Raw genomic sequence first — 12,804 nt, 5'->3', positions numbered from 1 at the left:
AATCATCAATACAGGTCACGAATGGAGGTTCGGCCTGCGACGCAGCGTTTTGCGGCGCTCTGCTGAAAAGGTGGCTGAAACGCAATCCGTCATCGCTCACGTCCACCAGCGACGTAACCGGGTGCGAGGGAACATGGCGACTGGATTGCGGTATGATCGGCATTCTGCTACGAACGGCCCGTCGAAAGAGTGCTGACCGGATGGTAGCCCGGTCGCCGTCTCAAGGGACGGCAACTCTCCCTCCAAGGGTATCCGCGACACCCGAGACCGGCTTGCCGGTCGCAAAGGTGTGTCCGCTGATAACCACGTCATCGTCGGCGCACCTTCTCAACTGTTGGAAGGATGGACGACCTTGAAGCTCACAGGAAACACAATTCTCATCACTGGCGGCGCAACCGGCATCGGTTTTGCGCTCGCGCGGCGCCTTTGCGAAAAGGGCAATCACGTCATCATTTGCGGCAGAAGCGAAGCCGCGCTTCGGAAGGCACAGGAGGACGTGCCTGCGCTGATCACCCGCATTTGCGACGTTGCCAACAGCGAGAGCCGCCATTCTATGGTCGAATGGCTGAAGGCGGAGCATGCGGCACTCAACGTCGTCGTCAACAACGCCGGCGTTCAGCATCAGCGCGATTTCAATACCGATCCGGCGATCGACACTGTCGATCAGGAAGTGGCGATCAATCTTACGGCGCCGATCCATCTGATCGCCGAGCTGCTCGCCACCTTGAGGCAGCAAGAACATGCGTCCATCATCAACGTCAGCTCGGGCCTCGCTTTTTCGCCGATGGCCGATGTGCCGGTCTATTGCGCCACGAAGGCCGCGATCCATTCCTTTACGCTCAGCCTGCGCCATCAGTTGAAATCCACAGCAATTCGGGTGATCGAGGTCGCGCCACCGATCGTCGATACCGCTCTCGGCGGTGGTACGCGCAGCGAAGGCACAGCAAGCCGCATGATGGTCTCCTCGGAAGAGTTCGCTGTCGATGCGCTGGCGCAGCTTGAAGCGGATAAGGAGGAGATCCTAATCGGCATCTCCGCCGACACGCGCCGGATGGGCGAAGCCCTGTTCGAGCGCATGAACAGCCGCTCCTGATGGTGGATTGCCGTGACCGGTCGCGGCGACCCTCCCGAAGATCGCTGCTCGGCCGCTAGATCTGCAAGCGGACGATGTCACAAAAACGATGGTGCCAGAATCTGGCACCGTGGTGGTCTAACCTGCATCGACGTGACGGGATTCAGGAAAGCCATGGTCATCAGACTTCGCGGCGACGCCGGATTGCCTCCGCGGATGTCCATGCGATCTCCAAGCATTCCCGTCAAACGCGGGCAGGGGAGGCCGCCTGGTCGTCGGGCCGCTGGCGCTGCCCGGGCTCGCGGCGGCTTGCCACCGTCACAGTCGTGCCTTCAGCAAAACAGGAAGAATGGATCACTATGAAACGCATTCAATATCACCAGTACGGCGGCCCAGATCTCATGCGGCTCGAGGAGTTCGAACTGGCTTCGCCGGGTAAAGGACAGGTGGCGGTCAAGATCAAGTTCGCAGCGATCAATCCCATCGATTGGAAGCTGCGGGCGGGACGGATGAAGATCGTCACGGGAAGGGCTTTTCCTCGCGCGATGGGGATGGATATTTCCGGGACGGTCATTTCGGTCGGTGAAGGGGTGACGCGTTTCAAGATCGGCGATGCCGTGTTCGGTCTTGCCCGGTTCAAGGAGAGCGGCGCCCTGGGAGAGGCTGTCGTCACCAAGGACAGCTTCTTGGCCAAGAAACCCGACACCGTTTCGTTTGAGGAGGCGGCTTGTCTCGGAACGCCTGGAGCCACCGCTTGGAACGGGCTGGTCGACAAGGCGAAGCTGACTGCCGGCGAGCACGTCTTCATCAATGGCTGTACCGGTGCGGTGGGCGAAGCGGCTGTGCAGATCGCGCAGATTCTGGGCGCAACGGTCTCGGGCAGTTGCAGCGCGGTGGCGACGGAACGGGCGCGGGCCCTCGGCGTTCAAACCGTGTTTGACTATCGGACAACTGATTTGTCGACGGTTCGCGAGCGTTTCGATGTGGTCTACGACACGGCTGCGACGATGACGGACGCAGTGGGGCTTGGGCTCTTGCGTCAGAACGGCCGCTTCGTGGACCTCAATCCCACGCCGGGGAAATTCATTCGGTCAATGTTCAACCGAAGACTGAAGGTTGTGGTGTGCACACCGAGGTCCGAGATTCTCGATAGACTCGCTCGTGCCGCCAAGGACGAGAATCTTCGCCTTCCGATCGCCGAGATCGTGCCCCTCAGCGAAGCCATTCCACTCATCACGGCTCTTGAGTCCGGACGGAAGCTCGCCGGAAAAGCCCTCGTCATGATGGATTGAGCGTGTCACGAAGCCATCGATTATTTGACCTGATGCAAGTTCTTCGTCGTCACCGCGGGACGGTGCCCGGCTTGACGCTTGCGCGTGAGCTCGGCGTTTCGCTGCGGACCATCCGTCGTGACATCGTGACGCTGCAGGCCATGGGCGCGGATATCGATGGAGAGCCCGGGGTCGGCTACATACTGCAGCCGGGCTTCCTTTTGCCGCCTCTGTCTTTCACGGAAGAAGAGATCCAGGCGCTTGTCGCTGGCGCGCAGTGGGTCACTCGGCACACGGACGATGCTTTGGCGCACGCTGTTCAAAACGCGCTCGCAAAAATCGGCGGTGTGCTTCCGCCCGACCTGCGACGGGGCTTGGACGACAACACGTTCTTTGTTGGTCGTTCTGAAAAAGGTTCATCGGTTGTTGATCTGGCGCAGGTCAGGCGAGCGATGCGCGAGCAGCGAAAGATAAGCATCACGCACAAAGATCGAAGCGGGGCCGTGGCCGAAAGGACCATATGGCCAATCATGCTGGGATTTATTGATTCACAGCGATTTATCGCAGGTTGGTGCGAACTGCAGGGCGACTTTCGCATCTTCCGAGCTGACCACGTCATGACCGTCAGTTTCCTGGACGATCATTATCCGGGAAACCGCCGCCAACTCGTCAAGGAGTGGCGCGCTCAGGAAAAGCATCCCTGCAGACAGAGGGATTGCGTATAGCTGATTATTGCTTCGACTCCCGAAATTAAACCTCGCTCTGCAGGCATGCCTGCAGAGCGTTTCGAAGACTTTATAGAGATCGGATTAATGATGGCTTATACGACTTCCTCCGACCGCCCCTTTAAGCAGAAGCGGCGAATTTGGGCCTTGTGGCTGCTGACCGTTGCCTTTGTCACCTTCCAGCTCATCGCGCATCCGGGCTTCGGACCTGAAAGCCTTTTTCTCACACTGCTCGCTCAATTTGGAACATTGTTGATCGCTTTTGGCATAATCGGACGAATCTGGTCGACCATCTATATTGGAGGTCGAAAGAATTGCGCGCTTGTGACCCAGGGACCCTATTCGATCACGCGCAACCCTCTTTGTCTCTTTTCGCTCTCCATGATCAGCGGTGTCTGCCTGGTGTTTGGTAGTCTTCTTTTCACCGGAATGTTCACGCTGCTCGCCTATCTTGTGTTCAGATATACGGCGAAGCGGGAGGCCGTATATTTGTCTCATCTCTTCGCTCAAGAGATTCCCTCTTCACCATCGCCATGATCCCATTTTCCGAACTGGTCGAATACCTTCGAGAAAGCGGCTTTTTAACGATGGCAATTGTTGTCCCCTGATTGCGCAGCCATGTTCGGCAACAGCCGGTCGTTCGACTTTGGTCTGGCGGAGGGCGGGCCGGCCTTTCTCGAGTGATGACAGGCATTGCTCACGAGCGACAAGTCGGGGCGGCGATGCCAGCGGACATACGTTCCAGCTCGGCAAAAAGCCCGCGCCGAAGCGCGGGCCGAATTTTCATATCAGGACAGTCTCAGTGGCTGTTCTTGTGGCTTTGTTGACCAGCCTTTACATGCTGCTCATGGCTGCCGCCGCGGGATCCGCTGGACTGCGCGTCGCGGCCACCGGAAGAGGCGTTGCGGGTATTGGAGTCGTGCTTGTGACTCTGTTGCCCGGCCTTGACGTGCTGTTCGTGGGTTCCACCTTGGTTTGCCATTTGGTTCTCCTTGGTTTGAACTGAGGCCACGTCGACCTCGTGTTGACAACCGCGCTCCGGCGCATGCGTTCCGCATTTTAATATTTCGTGATGTCGCCGTAGAATGCGATTGAGGCGGCGGACCGGGCGGGTAGGGAGCTCGTCTGCCATTTCGTCGGCCATCGGGAGAAAGCGGAAAAATCCCTATGTTCTCCAGCACCGCCGCGTCCGCTTGGCGCGGCCCGCAACCTCGCTTCGAAAACCGCGTATCGGCGAAAAGGTTCCCGCAAAATCAGCCGCATTCCTTTCGGTTCACCCTCCCGATACGGCCCGTCGACTCCTTTCCAAATCGAAGGGCCGCTCTAGCTTAAAAGAGACCCGATGAAAGGAGGAAACCATGACCGACGCACCGAAAATGGCGACCCCGGCGCGAAGAGTTCTGCGTGGCCGCCCCTACAGCTTCAGCGAATTCGCCAGGAAATACCGGTTGGACGACAAGGAGGCCAAGCGTCTCTATGAGAAGTTCGGCCCCTCCGCCACCGAACTCGATCTGCTGATGGCGGCAAAGCGGCGCCCGCCGGGGCTGCCCACCAGTCTCGATTCCTGACGGTCGCGATGCGGAGGCGAAGCGGAAGCTGCCTTTGCGGGGCGGTCGCCTACAGCGTCGAAGGCGAGCCGCTCCGCGTCGGCCTCTGCCATTGCGCCGATTGCCGCAAATCGAGCGGTTCCGCCTTCGTCTTCTTCGCGGTCTGGCCCCGCGGCGCCTTCTCGCACAGTGGCGAGATATCAACCTTTGCCGGCCGCAGCTTCTGCCCCGCCTGCGGCGGCAGGCTTTTCTGCCTGCAGGAGGCGACGGTGGAAATCCGTCTCGGTTCGCTCGACAGTCCACCGACAGACCTTGAGCCGGATCACGAGCTCTGGATCAAGCGGCGCGAAGCCTGGCTGCGTGAGTTGCCGGGCGCCGGGCAATATGCCGAAGACGCCAATTGACAGGCGCTGAAGCGGCCGCTTTCCGATCGCTTACCAGGCCTCAGCCCTTGTTTCTCCGCATCTCGTGATTTCAAGCGGCTGCCCATTTTCGGGCGATAAGCTCTGTCGCGCCGAAAAACTTGACTTTTCTTACCAATATTTCATTTCGCCCGTCCGCAATTCCGTGCCAGTTCGGCGGCAACGCTAATTCCCGGTTCATCTGCAGTGTGATTAGTTCATTGCAGGGCCGAGGCGGCCACTGACTGATCGAGGATGACATGAACAAAATCGTGAGCGGCAACGAAACCGGAGCCAAGGCGGGCGCGACGCCCGACCTCGCAGCGGTTCTTGCCGCATCGGGAAAGCGGGACAAGCGCAGCCGCTGGCGCGGACGCCTGCTCATCCTGCTGATCCTCGCCGTTGCCGCCGCGGCTGCCGCTTATTTCTACGCCGGCAGCGGGCAAAGCGAAGTGAGCTACACGACGCAGCCGGCAAAACGCGGCGCCCTGACGGTGCTCGTCACCGCCACCGGCTCGGTGCAGCCGACCGAGCAGGTGGATATATCGAGCGAGCTTTCCGGCACGGTCCGCGACGTCAACGTCGATTATAACAGCACGATCAAGGCGGGTGACGTGCTGGCGCAGCTCGACACCAACAAGCTCGAGGCCGATGTGAAGAGTTCGCGCGCCAAGGTCAATTCGGCCAAGGCGAACGTCGCCAAGGCCAATGCCGATCTCGAATCGGCAAGCACTTCGCTCGAGCGGCTGAAGAGCCTGGTGAGGAGCAATGTCTCCACCCAGCAGAGCCTCGACGACGCCACCTACAAATATGATTCCGCTGTCGCCGCCAAACAGATCAACGAAGCCGAGGTGCTCGTCTCGGAAGCCGACCTGCAGCTTGCCGAGGTCAATCTCGCCAAGGCTAAGATCATCTCGCCGATTGATGGCGTCATCCTCACCCGCTCGGTCAATCCCGGCGCCACCGTCGCAGCCTCGCTTTCGGCGCCGATCCTCTTCACCATCGCCGGCGACCTGAAGAAGATGGAGTTGCAGGTCGATGTCGACGAGGCCGATGTCGGCAAGATCGCCGTCGGCCAGAAGGCGAAATTTACGGTCGACGCCTATCCCGACCGGTCCTTCCCCGCCGAAATCGAGCAGATCCGCTTCGCCTCCGAAGTGGTCAACAACGTCGTGACCTACAAGGCAGTCCTCTCCGTCGACAATGCCGACCTGCTGCTGCGCCCCGGCATGACGGCGACCGCCGATATCACCGTCGAGGCCGTCAAGGATACGCTGATGGTGCCGAATGCGGCGCTGCGTTATGCGCCGCCGCAGGCCGAACGGCGCGGCCGCGGTATTCTGGGGATCTTCGGCCCGCCCCGCCGGCGCGGCGGCAATTCGGCCCAGGCGCTGACGGGAACGGAGCGCCGCGTCTGGGTGCTGCGCGACGGCCGCTCCACGCCTGTCGTCATCCAGGTCGGCTCGTCCGACGGCCAGTTCACCCAGGTCGTCTCCGGCGAAATCAAGGAAAGCGATGCGCTGGTGACCGACGCTGCAGTGCGGACGAATTAGGCGGAGAGACGGATGACAAGCCCGCCGCTCATCGAATTCAGGCAGGTCTCGAAAATCTACGGCGAGGGCGAGGCGGCGATCCGCGCCCTCGACCATGTCGACCTGGCGATCGAGGCCCATGAATTCGTCGCGATCATGGGGCCATCCGGCTCCGGCAAATCGACGGCGATGAACATCCTCGGCTGCCTCGACGTGCCGACATCCGGCGAATACGTCTTCCAGGGGATCCCGACCAGCGACTTTGACCGCGCCCAGTTGACGCTCCTGCGCCGCCACATGCTCGGATTCGTCTTCCAGGGCTTCAATCTCTTGTCGCGCACCTCTGCGGTCGAGAATGTCGAACTGCCGCTGATCTATCGCGGCATGGCGGTGCGTGAGCGGCGCGAAAGGGCGCGCGAAGCCCTGGCGCTGGTCGGCCTGTCCGGCCGCGAACATCACAAGACGCAGGAGCTATCAGGCGGCCAGCAGCAGCGCGTCGCGATTGCCCGTGCCATCGTCACCGAACCGGCGCTGCTGCTCGCCGATGAGCCTACCGGCAATCTCGACACCAAGACCAGCGTCGAGATCATGGATCTGCTGACACGGCTGAATCGCGAGAAGGGCATCACCATCGTCATGGTCACGCACGAGCCCGATATCGCCGCCTATGCCGAGCGGCTGCTCAGGTTTGTCGACGGCAAGCTGGAGACCGAGGTCGAGCACCGGAGGAGGGCGGATCATGTTCTTTGAGACGCTGAAACTCGCGCTGCGCGCCATCAGCCGCAACATGCTGCGCTCTTTCCTGACCGTGCTCGGCGTCGTCATCGGCGTTGCCGCCGTCATTGCGCTGGTGACGATCGGCAACGGCACGACCGCGCAGGTCTCGACCGAACTGTCGCGGCTCGGCACCAACATGCTGTTCGTCCGCCCCGGCCAGTTCGGACCCGGCCGGGCGAGCTCCGAGGCCAAGCGGTTCAGCGTCAAGGACGTTGCCGCCATTCGCGACCAGATCGGCGGCTTGAGGGCCGTGGCGCCGCTCAACCAGTCGACGGCGACGGTCATATCAGGCGGCCAGAATCATTCCACCAGCGTTTATGGCACCACCAACGACTATTTCATCGCGCAGGACTGGAATCTGGCGCTCGGCCGCAATTTCAGCCCCGCCGAGGAACGCGGCCAGTCCCGGTGCATCATCGGCGAGACGGTGCGCTCGCAGCTCTTCGGCGCCGCCGACCCGATCGGCCAGCAGATCCGTGTCGGCAAGGTTTCATGCCCTGTCGTCGGCGTGCTCGCCAGGCGTGGCCAGTCCGGCATGGGCACCGATCAGGACGATGTCGTCATCATGCCGGTCAAGGTGTTCCAGCGGCGCATCAGCGGCAACAGCAACGTGCCGCAGATCGTCATCTCGGCGCGCGACGGCGTGTCGACTGCCAAGGTGCAGGCCGATGTCGAAAACCTGCTGCGCGAACGCCGCAAGATCATTCCCGGCCGGCAGGACGATTTCAACGTCAACGACATGACGCAGATCGCCGAGGCGATGACCGGAACGACGACGCTGCTCACCGGCCTGCTCGGCGCGGTGGCTGCCATCAGCCTGCTCGTCGGCGGCATCGGCATCATGAACATCATGCTGGTCTCCGTCACCGAACGCACCCGCGAAATCGGCATCCGCCTGGCGATCGGCGCGCTCGAAAGCCAGGTGCTCACCCAGTTCCTGGTCGAAGCGGTGGCGCTGTCGCTCTTCGGTGGCATCACTGGCATTGTGCTCGGCCTCAGCCTCGGGTTGGTGGCGGTCACCCTCCTGAAAGTCCCCTTCGTCTTCAGCCCCCTGATGGTCGCCGTCGCCTTCCTCTTCTCCGCCGCAATCGGCATGATCTTCGGCTATTTCCCGGCAAGACGGGCCGCCCAGTTGAACCCGATCGAGGCGCTGCGGCACGAGTGAAGCGGCGTGGCAAAACGCGCGATGTCCCGCTATTCCTATCAATCGGATGCAAGCGCTATCGGAGGTCCGCATCATGCCGCTCAACAGGCTGGTGATCTACGCTGGGAACGTCGAGGAAACGGCACGGTTTATGAGAAGCACTTCGGCTTCACGACGACACGTCTGCCGGGCGACAGGATCGTTGAACTTGTCGCTCAGGACGGTGGCGCCAATATAATGCTTCATCCGGCTGCCAAGGGACAACGGGGCGGCCAATCCATCGTCAAGCTCGTCTTCGACGTGGAGGATGTCGAGGCTTTTTGCCGGCGTTGCGCGGAGAACGGCCTTGAGTTCGGTGCTCTCCACCAAGCCGACGGCTATGTGTTCGCCAATGCCAAAGACCCCTGTCAAAATTCGATCTCGGTGTCCAGCCGGGCTTTTCGCAAGAGCTGACTGAGGGTCAGGTGTTTGCTTGATGAAGCGCCCGGTGCGGAGTGAGTTTGTGAGGAACGCCAACCCCACGCTCCGTCGTCCTCGGCCTTGAGCCGAGGATCCATGCCGCTGCCGCTGGCGGATGCGGTGTGGTGCTCGGCTCAAGGCTCAAGGCCGAGTATGAGGGAGGTTGGAACGGCGAAGTAAGTTCTTTCGTGGCGTAGACGCCTGAGTCCGCGAAACTCACACCGATGTTATCTATTTGTCTCTATTCTCATATTTCAATTCCGACTTGTGTTCGGTTTTTGACCGTGCCACTAATGTGATATATCAGATCGGGCAGCGGACTTTCAGCATGCAGACGTCACAAAGCCATCGTGCCTATCTCGCGTTGGAGCACCTGATTGTTACCCTGGCGCTGAAGCCGGGCGCGCTCGTCACCGAAAAACAGCTGATCGATTTGGCGGGCCATGGGCGAACGCCGGTGCGCGAGGCGATCCAGAAGCTGGCCTGGCAGGGGCTGATCCTGGTGAAGCCGCGCGTCGGGCTGCAGGTGGTCGAGATCGCGCCGGAAGACCATGGCAACGTCATGCAGGTGCGCCGCGAGCTGGAGCCGATCGCGGCCGCATTGGCCGCCGAACATGCGACCGACGAGCAGCGCGAACGTCTCGGCGACTGCGCTCGCGGGATGGAGGAGTGCGCGGTGACCGGCGATCTCGCCGGCTTCTTTGCCGCAGACAAGGCTTTCGATGAAATCCTCGAGGATGCCTGCCCGAACGGTTTTATCGTCGCAGCGCTCGGCCCGGTTCAGACGCATTCGCGCCGTCTCTGGTATTCCACCGCAAGCCCCGAGCGCATGGATCGCGCCATCGCGCTGCATGTTGCCGTCATTCGCGCCATTCAGCAGGGCCGGCCGAAGGAGGCGCGCGCCGCCATGGCGGTCTTGATCGACTATCTCGCCCAAAAATAGAAACGGCCCCGTTTCCGGAGCCGCTGTCAGATCTGCTTGTCGGATAAATCGTCAGCCGACGAAGGCGCGTTCGATGACGAATTCTGCGGGCTTGCTGTTGGCGCCTTCATTGAGGCCGGCCTTTTCGAGCAGTTCCTTGGTGTCCTTCAGCATGGCCGAGGAGCCGCAGATCATGCCGCGGTCGATCGCCGGGTCGAGCGGCGGCACGCCGAGATCGGTAAACAGCTTGCCTGACGAGATGAGGTCGGTGATCCGGCCGCGATATTCGAAGTCTTCGCGCGTGACGGTCGCATAATGGCGCAGCTTGTCGCCGACGACTTCCTTCAGCAGCTCGTCATTCTGGATCTCGTGCACGAGGTCGAAGCCGTATTTCAGCTCGGCGACATCGCGCGTTGTATGGGTGAGGATGACTTCCTCGAACTTCTCATAGGTCTCGGGATCGCGGATCAAGCTGGCGAATGGCGCAACGCCCGTTCCCGTCGAGAACATGTAGAGACGACGGCCAGGCGTCAGCGCATCGAGCACCAGCGTGCCCGTCGGCTTCTTGCGCATCAGCACCTGGTCGCCCGGCTTGATCGCCTGCAGATGCGAGGTGAGCGGGCCGTCCGGCACCTTGATCGAGAAGAATTCGAGCTCTTCGGCCCAGGCGGGGCTGGCGATCGAATAGGCGCGGAAGACCGGCTTGCCTTCGACCATCAGGCCGATCATCGCGAATTCGCCGGAACGGAAACGGAAGCCCTGCGGCCGGGTCATCGTGAAGCGGAAGAGCCGGTCGGTATAATGCGTCACGGCAAGCACCGTCTCGGCGTAGACACCGGCGGGGATGGACGAGGCGAAGTCTTCGGTCTTTGCAGGCGCGTTCATTGCGGTAGAGGATCCCGTTTCGTCGGATGAACTATCGGATGCGAGGCAGATATTACATATCGGGCTCGAATTAAAGGCATTCCATTCCACGCAGCGCTCCTGAAGGGAAATATGCATGTCATTGTCAGGATTCAATGGCGATCTCGGGGGCGGGCCGGCAATTCGTATTTCCTGCTGGCGAAGCCCGGCAAAGGATGCATATTAGGGCGGCGCGCCTGATGTGGACGCCGGTTTTCGGCGAAAACGGTGCGACAACAAGGATCTACGGGAATCGATTCAGCGACGGGATCGGTGCCGGTGGCAAAAAAGACGCTTGCCGGGGCGAGCGCGATAGGGCGGTCGGGGAATATGAAGATTTTCAATTACAAGCGTGTTCCTTACGCGGAAATGCGCGCCTTTTCCGTTCACATCCTGACGGCCTCCGGCTCCTTCCTTGCCTTTCTCGGCGTTGTGGCCGCCGCCGAACATCGTTTCATCGACATGTTCTGGTGGCTGGGGCTTGCCCTTCTGGTCGACGGCATCGATGGGCCGATCGCCCGTAAGGTGCGGGTCAAGGAAGTGTTGCCGAATTGGTCGGGCGACACGCTCGACAATATCATCGATTACGTCACCTATGTGCTGCTGCCGGCCTTCGCGCTCTATCAGAGCGGCATGATCGGCGAGCCATGGTCCTTTGTCGCCGCCGGCATGATCGTCGTTTCCAGCGCCATCTATTATGCCGATATGGGCATGAAGACGGAGGAGTATTTCTTCTCCGGCTTTCCCGTCGTCTGGAACATGATCGTCTTCACCCTGTTCGTCATCGATGCGAGCGCGACCACCGCGCTTGCCGTCGTCATCGTTTCGGTGGTGCTGACCTTCCTGCCGATCAATTTCCTGCACCCGGTCCGCGTCAAACGGCTGCGCCCGCTCAATCTCGGCGTCTTTTTCCTGTGGTCGGGGCTCGGCGTTTTTTCACTTCTGATGCATTTCGACACGCCCGGGTGGGCGCTCATTCTCTTTATCGTGACCGGGATCTATCTTTACGTCATCGGTGCGGTGCTGCAATTCTTCCCCGCCCTTGGACGTGAAACTTGAGGACAGGCAAGATGACGAAGACGCAGGCGGTTTCATTCTCGAAGACGGGCGGGCCGGAGGTTTTCGACTATGTCGAAATCGATCTTGCGCCGCCCGCGGCTGGTGAGGTGCAGATCAGCCAGGCGGCGATCGGCCTCAATTTCATCGACGTCTATTTCCGCAACGGCTCCTACAAGGTGCCGCATCTGCCCTTCGTCACCGGCAAGGAGGGCGCCGGCACGGTGACGGCAGTCGGCTCCGGCGTGACCGATTTCAAGGTTGGCGAACGGGTCGCCTACGCCAGCGCCGACGGCGCCTATGCCGCCGAGCGCAATATCGAGGCGCGCCATCTCGTGCATGTCCCCGATGGCATTGCGCTCGAGACGGCGGCGGCGATGATGCTGAAGGGCATGACCGCCGAATATCTCTTGAACCGCACCTTCAAGGTCGGACCCGAGACGGTCCTGCTGTTTCATGCCGCCGCCGGCGGCGTCGGGCTGATCGCCGGTCAATGGGCAAAGGCGCTCGGCGCCACCGTCATCGGCACGGCGGGCTCTGAAGACAAGGTCGCGCTGGCGCTCGCCCATGGCTACGACCATGTGATCAACTACAAGAGCGAAGACTTCGTCGCCCGCGTGCGCGAAATCACCGGGGGCAAGGGCGTCGATGTCGTCTATGATTCGATCGGCCGCGATACTTTTCCACAGTCGCTCGACTGCCTGAAGCCGCGCGGCCTTTTTGCCTCTTTCGGCCAGTCCTCCGGCCCGATCGAGAATTTCAGCCTTTCCCAGCTGGCGCAGAAAGGCTCGCTCTTTGCAACGCGGCCGACGCTGTTCACCTATATCGCCGCGCGCCAGGAATTGGTCGACAGTGCGAAAGCGCTATTTGATGTTGTGCAAAGCAACAAAGTGCGTATCAATGTCAATCAAACCTATCCGTTGCGTGAGGTTGGGCGGGCTCACGCGGATCTGGAAACAAGAAAAACAACAGGAACGACGCTGCTGATTCCATGA

At 60.9% G+C, this 12,804-nt stretch carries 14 protein-coding genes and 1 pseudogene; 13 read left to right on the top strand and 2 right to left on the bottom strand.

The genetic code is table 11. The features are described from left to right. Positions 1–352: 352 nt before the first annotated feature. The 4 genes from K6M89_RS16905 (at position 353) to K6M89_RS16890 (ending at position 3,605) form a co-directional block, all read left to right on the top strand. Positions 353–1,093, top strand: a complete 741-nt coding sequence (locus K6M89_RS16905; RefSeq protein WP_222140217.1) for an SDR family oxidoreductase — start codon at positions 353–355, stop codon at positions 1,091–1,093. 338 nt (positions 1,094–1,431) lie between these two features. After that, complete coding sequence (locus K6M89_RS16900; protein ID WP_222140236.1) at positions 1,432–2,364, top strand: NAD(P)-dependent alcohol dehydrogenase; 933 nt, start codon at positions 1,432–1,434, stop codon at positions 2,362–2,364. Further along, a complete protein-coding gene (locus K6M89_RS16895) occupies positions 2,361–3,068 on the top strand; it encodes a helix-turn-helix transcriptional regulator (RefSeq protein WP_222140216.1) in 708 nt (235 codons plus the stop codon). Before K6M89_RS16900 ends, K6M89_RS16895 begins: the two co-directional genes overlap by 4 nt. 90 nt (positions 3,069–3,158) lie before the next feature. Continuing rightward, positions 3,159–3,605 (top strand): methyltransferase family protein, encoded by a 447-nt coding sequence (locus tag K6M89_RS16890; RefSeq protein ID WP_438826587.1) that lies wholly within the window; start codon positions 3,159–3,161, stop codon positions 3,603–3,605. A 262-nt stretch (positions 3,606–3,867) separates the two neighbouring features. Here the strand turns inward: K6M89_RS16890 and K6M89_RS16885 are convergent, their stop codons facing one another. Beyond that, entirely contained in the window at positions 3,868–4,050 is a 183-nt protein-coding gene (locus K6M89_RS16885; RefSeq protein WP_222140215.1) for a hypothetical protein, read from the bottom strand. 376 nt (positions 4,051–4,426) lie between these two features. Here K6M89_RS16885 and K6M89_RS16880 point away from each other — a divergent pair, with 376 nt between their 5' ends. From K6M89_RS16880 to K6M89_RS16850, 7 genes and pseudogenes are all read left to right on the top strand, one after another. After that, positions 4,427–4,636: a hypothetical protein gene (locus K6M89_RS16880; protein ID WP_064683680.1), complete on the top strand. Its 210-nt coding sequence runs from the start codon at positions 4,427–4,429 to the stop codon at positions 4,634–4,636. 8 nt (positions 4,637–4,644) lie between these two features. After that, positions 4,645–5,019, top strand: a complete 375-nt coding sequence (locus tag K6M89_RS16875) for a GFA family protein (RefSeq protein WP_222140214.1) — start codon at positions 4,645–4,647, stop codon at positions 5,017–5,019. A 257-nt stretch (positions 5,020–5,276) separates the two neighbouring features. Beyond that, the gene (locus K6M89_RS16870) at positions 5,277–6,569 is read left to right on the top strand and encodes an efflux RND transporter periplasmic adaptor subunit (RefSeq protein ID WP_222140213.1); all 1,293 of its coding nucleotides are present in this window, start codon (positions 5,277–5,279) and stop codon (positions 6,567–6,569) included. Positions 6,570–6,581: 12 nt separating this feature from the next. Next, positions 6,582–7,298 carry an ABC transporter ATP-binding protein gene (locus K6M89_RS16865; protein ID WP_222140212.1) on the top strand — a complete coding sequence of 239 codons (717 nt, stop codon included), beginning with the start codon at positions 6,582–6,584 and terminating at the stop codon, positions 7,296–7,298. Next, on the top strand, positions 7,288–8,490 hold the full coding sequence (locus K6M89_RS16860; RefSeq protein ID WP_222140211.1) for an ABC transporter permease: 1,203 nt from the start codon (positions 7,288–7,290) through the stop codon (positions 8,488–8,490). Before K6M89_RS16865 ends, K6M89_RS16860 begins: the two co-directional genes overlap by 11 nt. A 73-nt stretch (positions 8,491–8,563) precedes the next feature. Further along, a pseudogene (locus K6M89_RS16855) lies at positions 8,564–8,922 on the top strand (VOC family protein). A 334-nt stretch (positions 8,923–9,256) separates the two neighbouring features. Next, entirely contained in the window at positions 9,257–9,871 is a 615-nt protein-coding gene (locus K6M89_RS16850) for a GntR family transcriptional regulator (RefSeq protein WP_222140210.1), read from the top strand. Between the two features lie 51 nt (positions 9,872–9,922). On the opposite strand, the gene K6M89_RS16845 is transcribed toward K6M89_RS16850, so the two are convergent. Then, positions 9,923–10,735 (bottom strand): ferredoxin--NADP reductase, encoded by an 813-nt coding sequence (locus K6M89_RS16845; protein WP_010060954.1) that lies wholly within the window; start codon positions 10,733–10,735, stop codon positions 9,923–9,925. Between the two features lie 348 nt (positions 10,736–11,083). Here K6M89_RS16845 and pcsA point away from each other — a divergent pair, with 348 nt between their 5' ends. Further along, a complete protein-coding gene (gene pcsA / locus K6M89_RS16840; RefSeq protein ID WP_097579255.1) occupies positions 11,084–11,812 on the top strand; it encodes a phosphatidylcholine synthase in 729 nt (242 codons plus the stop codon). An 11-nt stretch (positions 11,813–11,823) separates the two neighbouring features. Then, the gene (locus K6M89_RS16835) at positions 11,824–12,804 is read left to right on the top strand and encodes a quinone oxidoreductase family protein (protein WP_097579256.1); all 981 of its coding nucleotides are present in this window, start codon (positions 11,824–11,826) and stop codon (positions 12,802–12,804) included.

Origin of the sequence: Rhizobium croatiense, assembly GCF_019793465.1 — a bacterium.
GTDB classification, from domain to species: domain Bacteria; phylum Pseudomonadota; class Alphaproteobacteria; order Rhizobiales; family Rhizobiaceae; genus Rhizobium; species Rhizobium croatiense.
Note: the sequence above shows the minus strand (reverse complement) of the source record. Positions and strands in the feature narration are given on the sequence as shown.

Bases quoted from the DNA above. Each gene is read 5' to 3' on its own strand.
- K6M89_RS16850 (WP_222140210.1), top strand. From the start codon at position 9,257: ATGCAGACGTCACAAAGCCATCGTGCCTATCTCGCGTTGGAGCACCTG.
- K6M89_RS16865 (WP_222140212.1), top strand. From the start codon at position 6,582: ATGACAAGCCCGCCGCTCATCGAATTCAGGCAGGTCTCGAAAATCTAC.
- K6M89_RS16875 (WP_222140214.1), top strand. From the start codon at position 4,645: ATGCGGAGGCGAAGCGGAAGCTGCCTTTGCGGGGCGGTCGCCTACAGC.
- K6M89_RS16890 (WP_438826587.1), top strand. From the start codon at position 3,159: ATGGCTTATACGACTTCCTCCGACCGCCCCTTTAAGCAGAAGCGGCGA.
- K6M89_RS16845 (WP_010060954.1), bottom strand. From the start codon at position 10,735: ATGAACGCGCCTGCAAAGACCGAAGACTTCGCCTCGTCCATCCCCGCC.
- K6M89_RS16870 (WP_222140213.1), top strand. From the start codon at position 5,277: ATGAACAAAATCGTGAGCGGCAACGAAACCGGAGCCAAGGCGGGCGCG.
- K6M89_RS16885 (WP_222140215.1), bottom strand. From the start codon at position 4,050: ATGGCAAACCAAGGTGGAACCCACGAACAGCACGTCAAGGCCGGGCAA.
- K6M89_RS16835 (WP_097579256.1), top strand. From the start codon at position 11,824: ATGACGAAGACGCAGGCGGTTTCATTCTCGAAGACGGGCGGGCCGGAG.
- pcsA (WP_097579255.1), top strand. From the start codon at position 11,084: ATGAAGATTTTCAATTACAAGCGTGTTCCTTACGCGGAAATGCGCGCC.
- K6M89_RS16900 (WP_222140236.1), top strand. From the start codon at position 1,432: ATGAAACGCATTCAATATCACCAGTACGGCGGCCCAGATCTCATGCGG.
- K6M89_RS16880 (WP_064683680.1), top strand. From the start codon at position 4,427: ATGACCGACGCACCGAAAATGGCGACCCCGGCGCGAAGAGTTCTGCGT.
- K6M89_RS16860 (WP_222140211.1), top strand. From the start codon at position 7,288: ATGTTCTTTGAGACGCTGAAACTCGCGCTGCGCGCCATCAGCCGCAAC.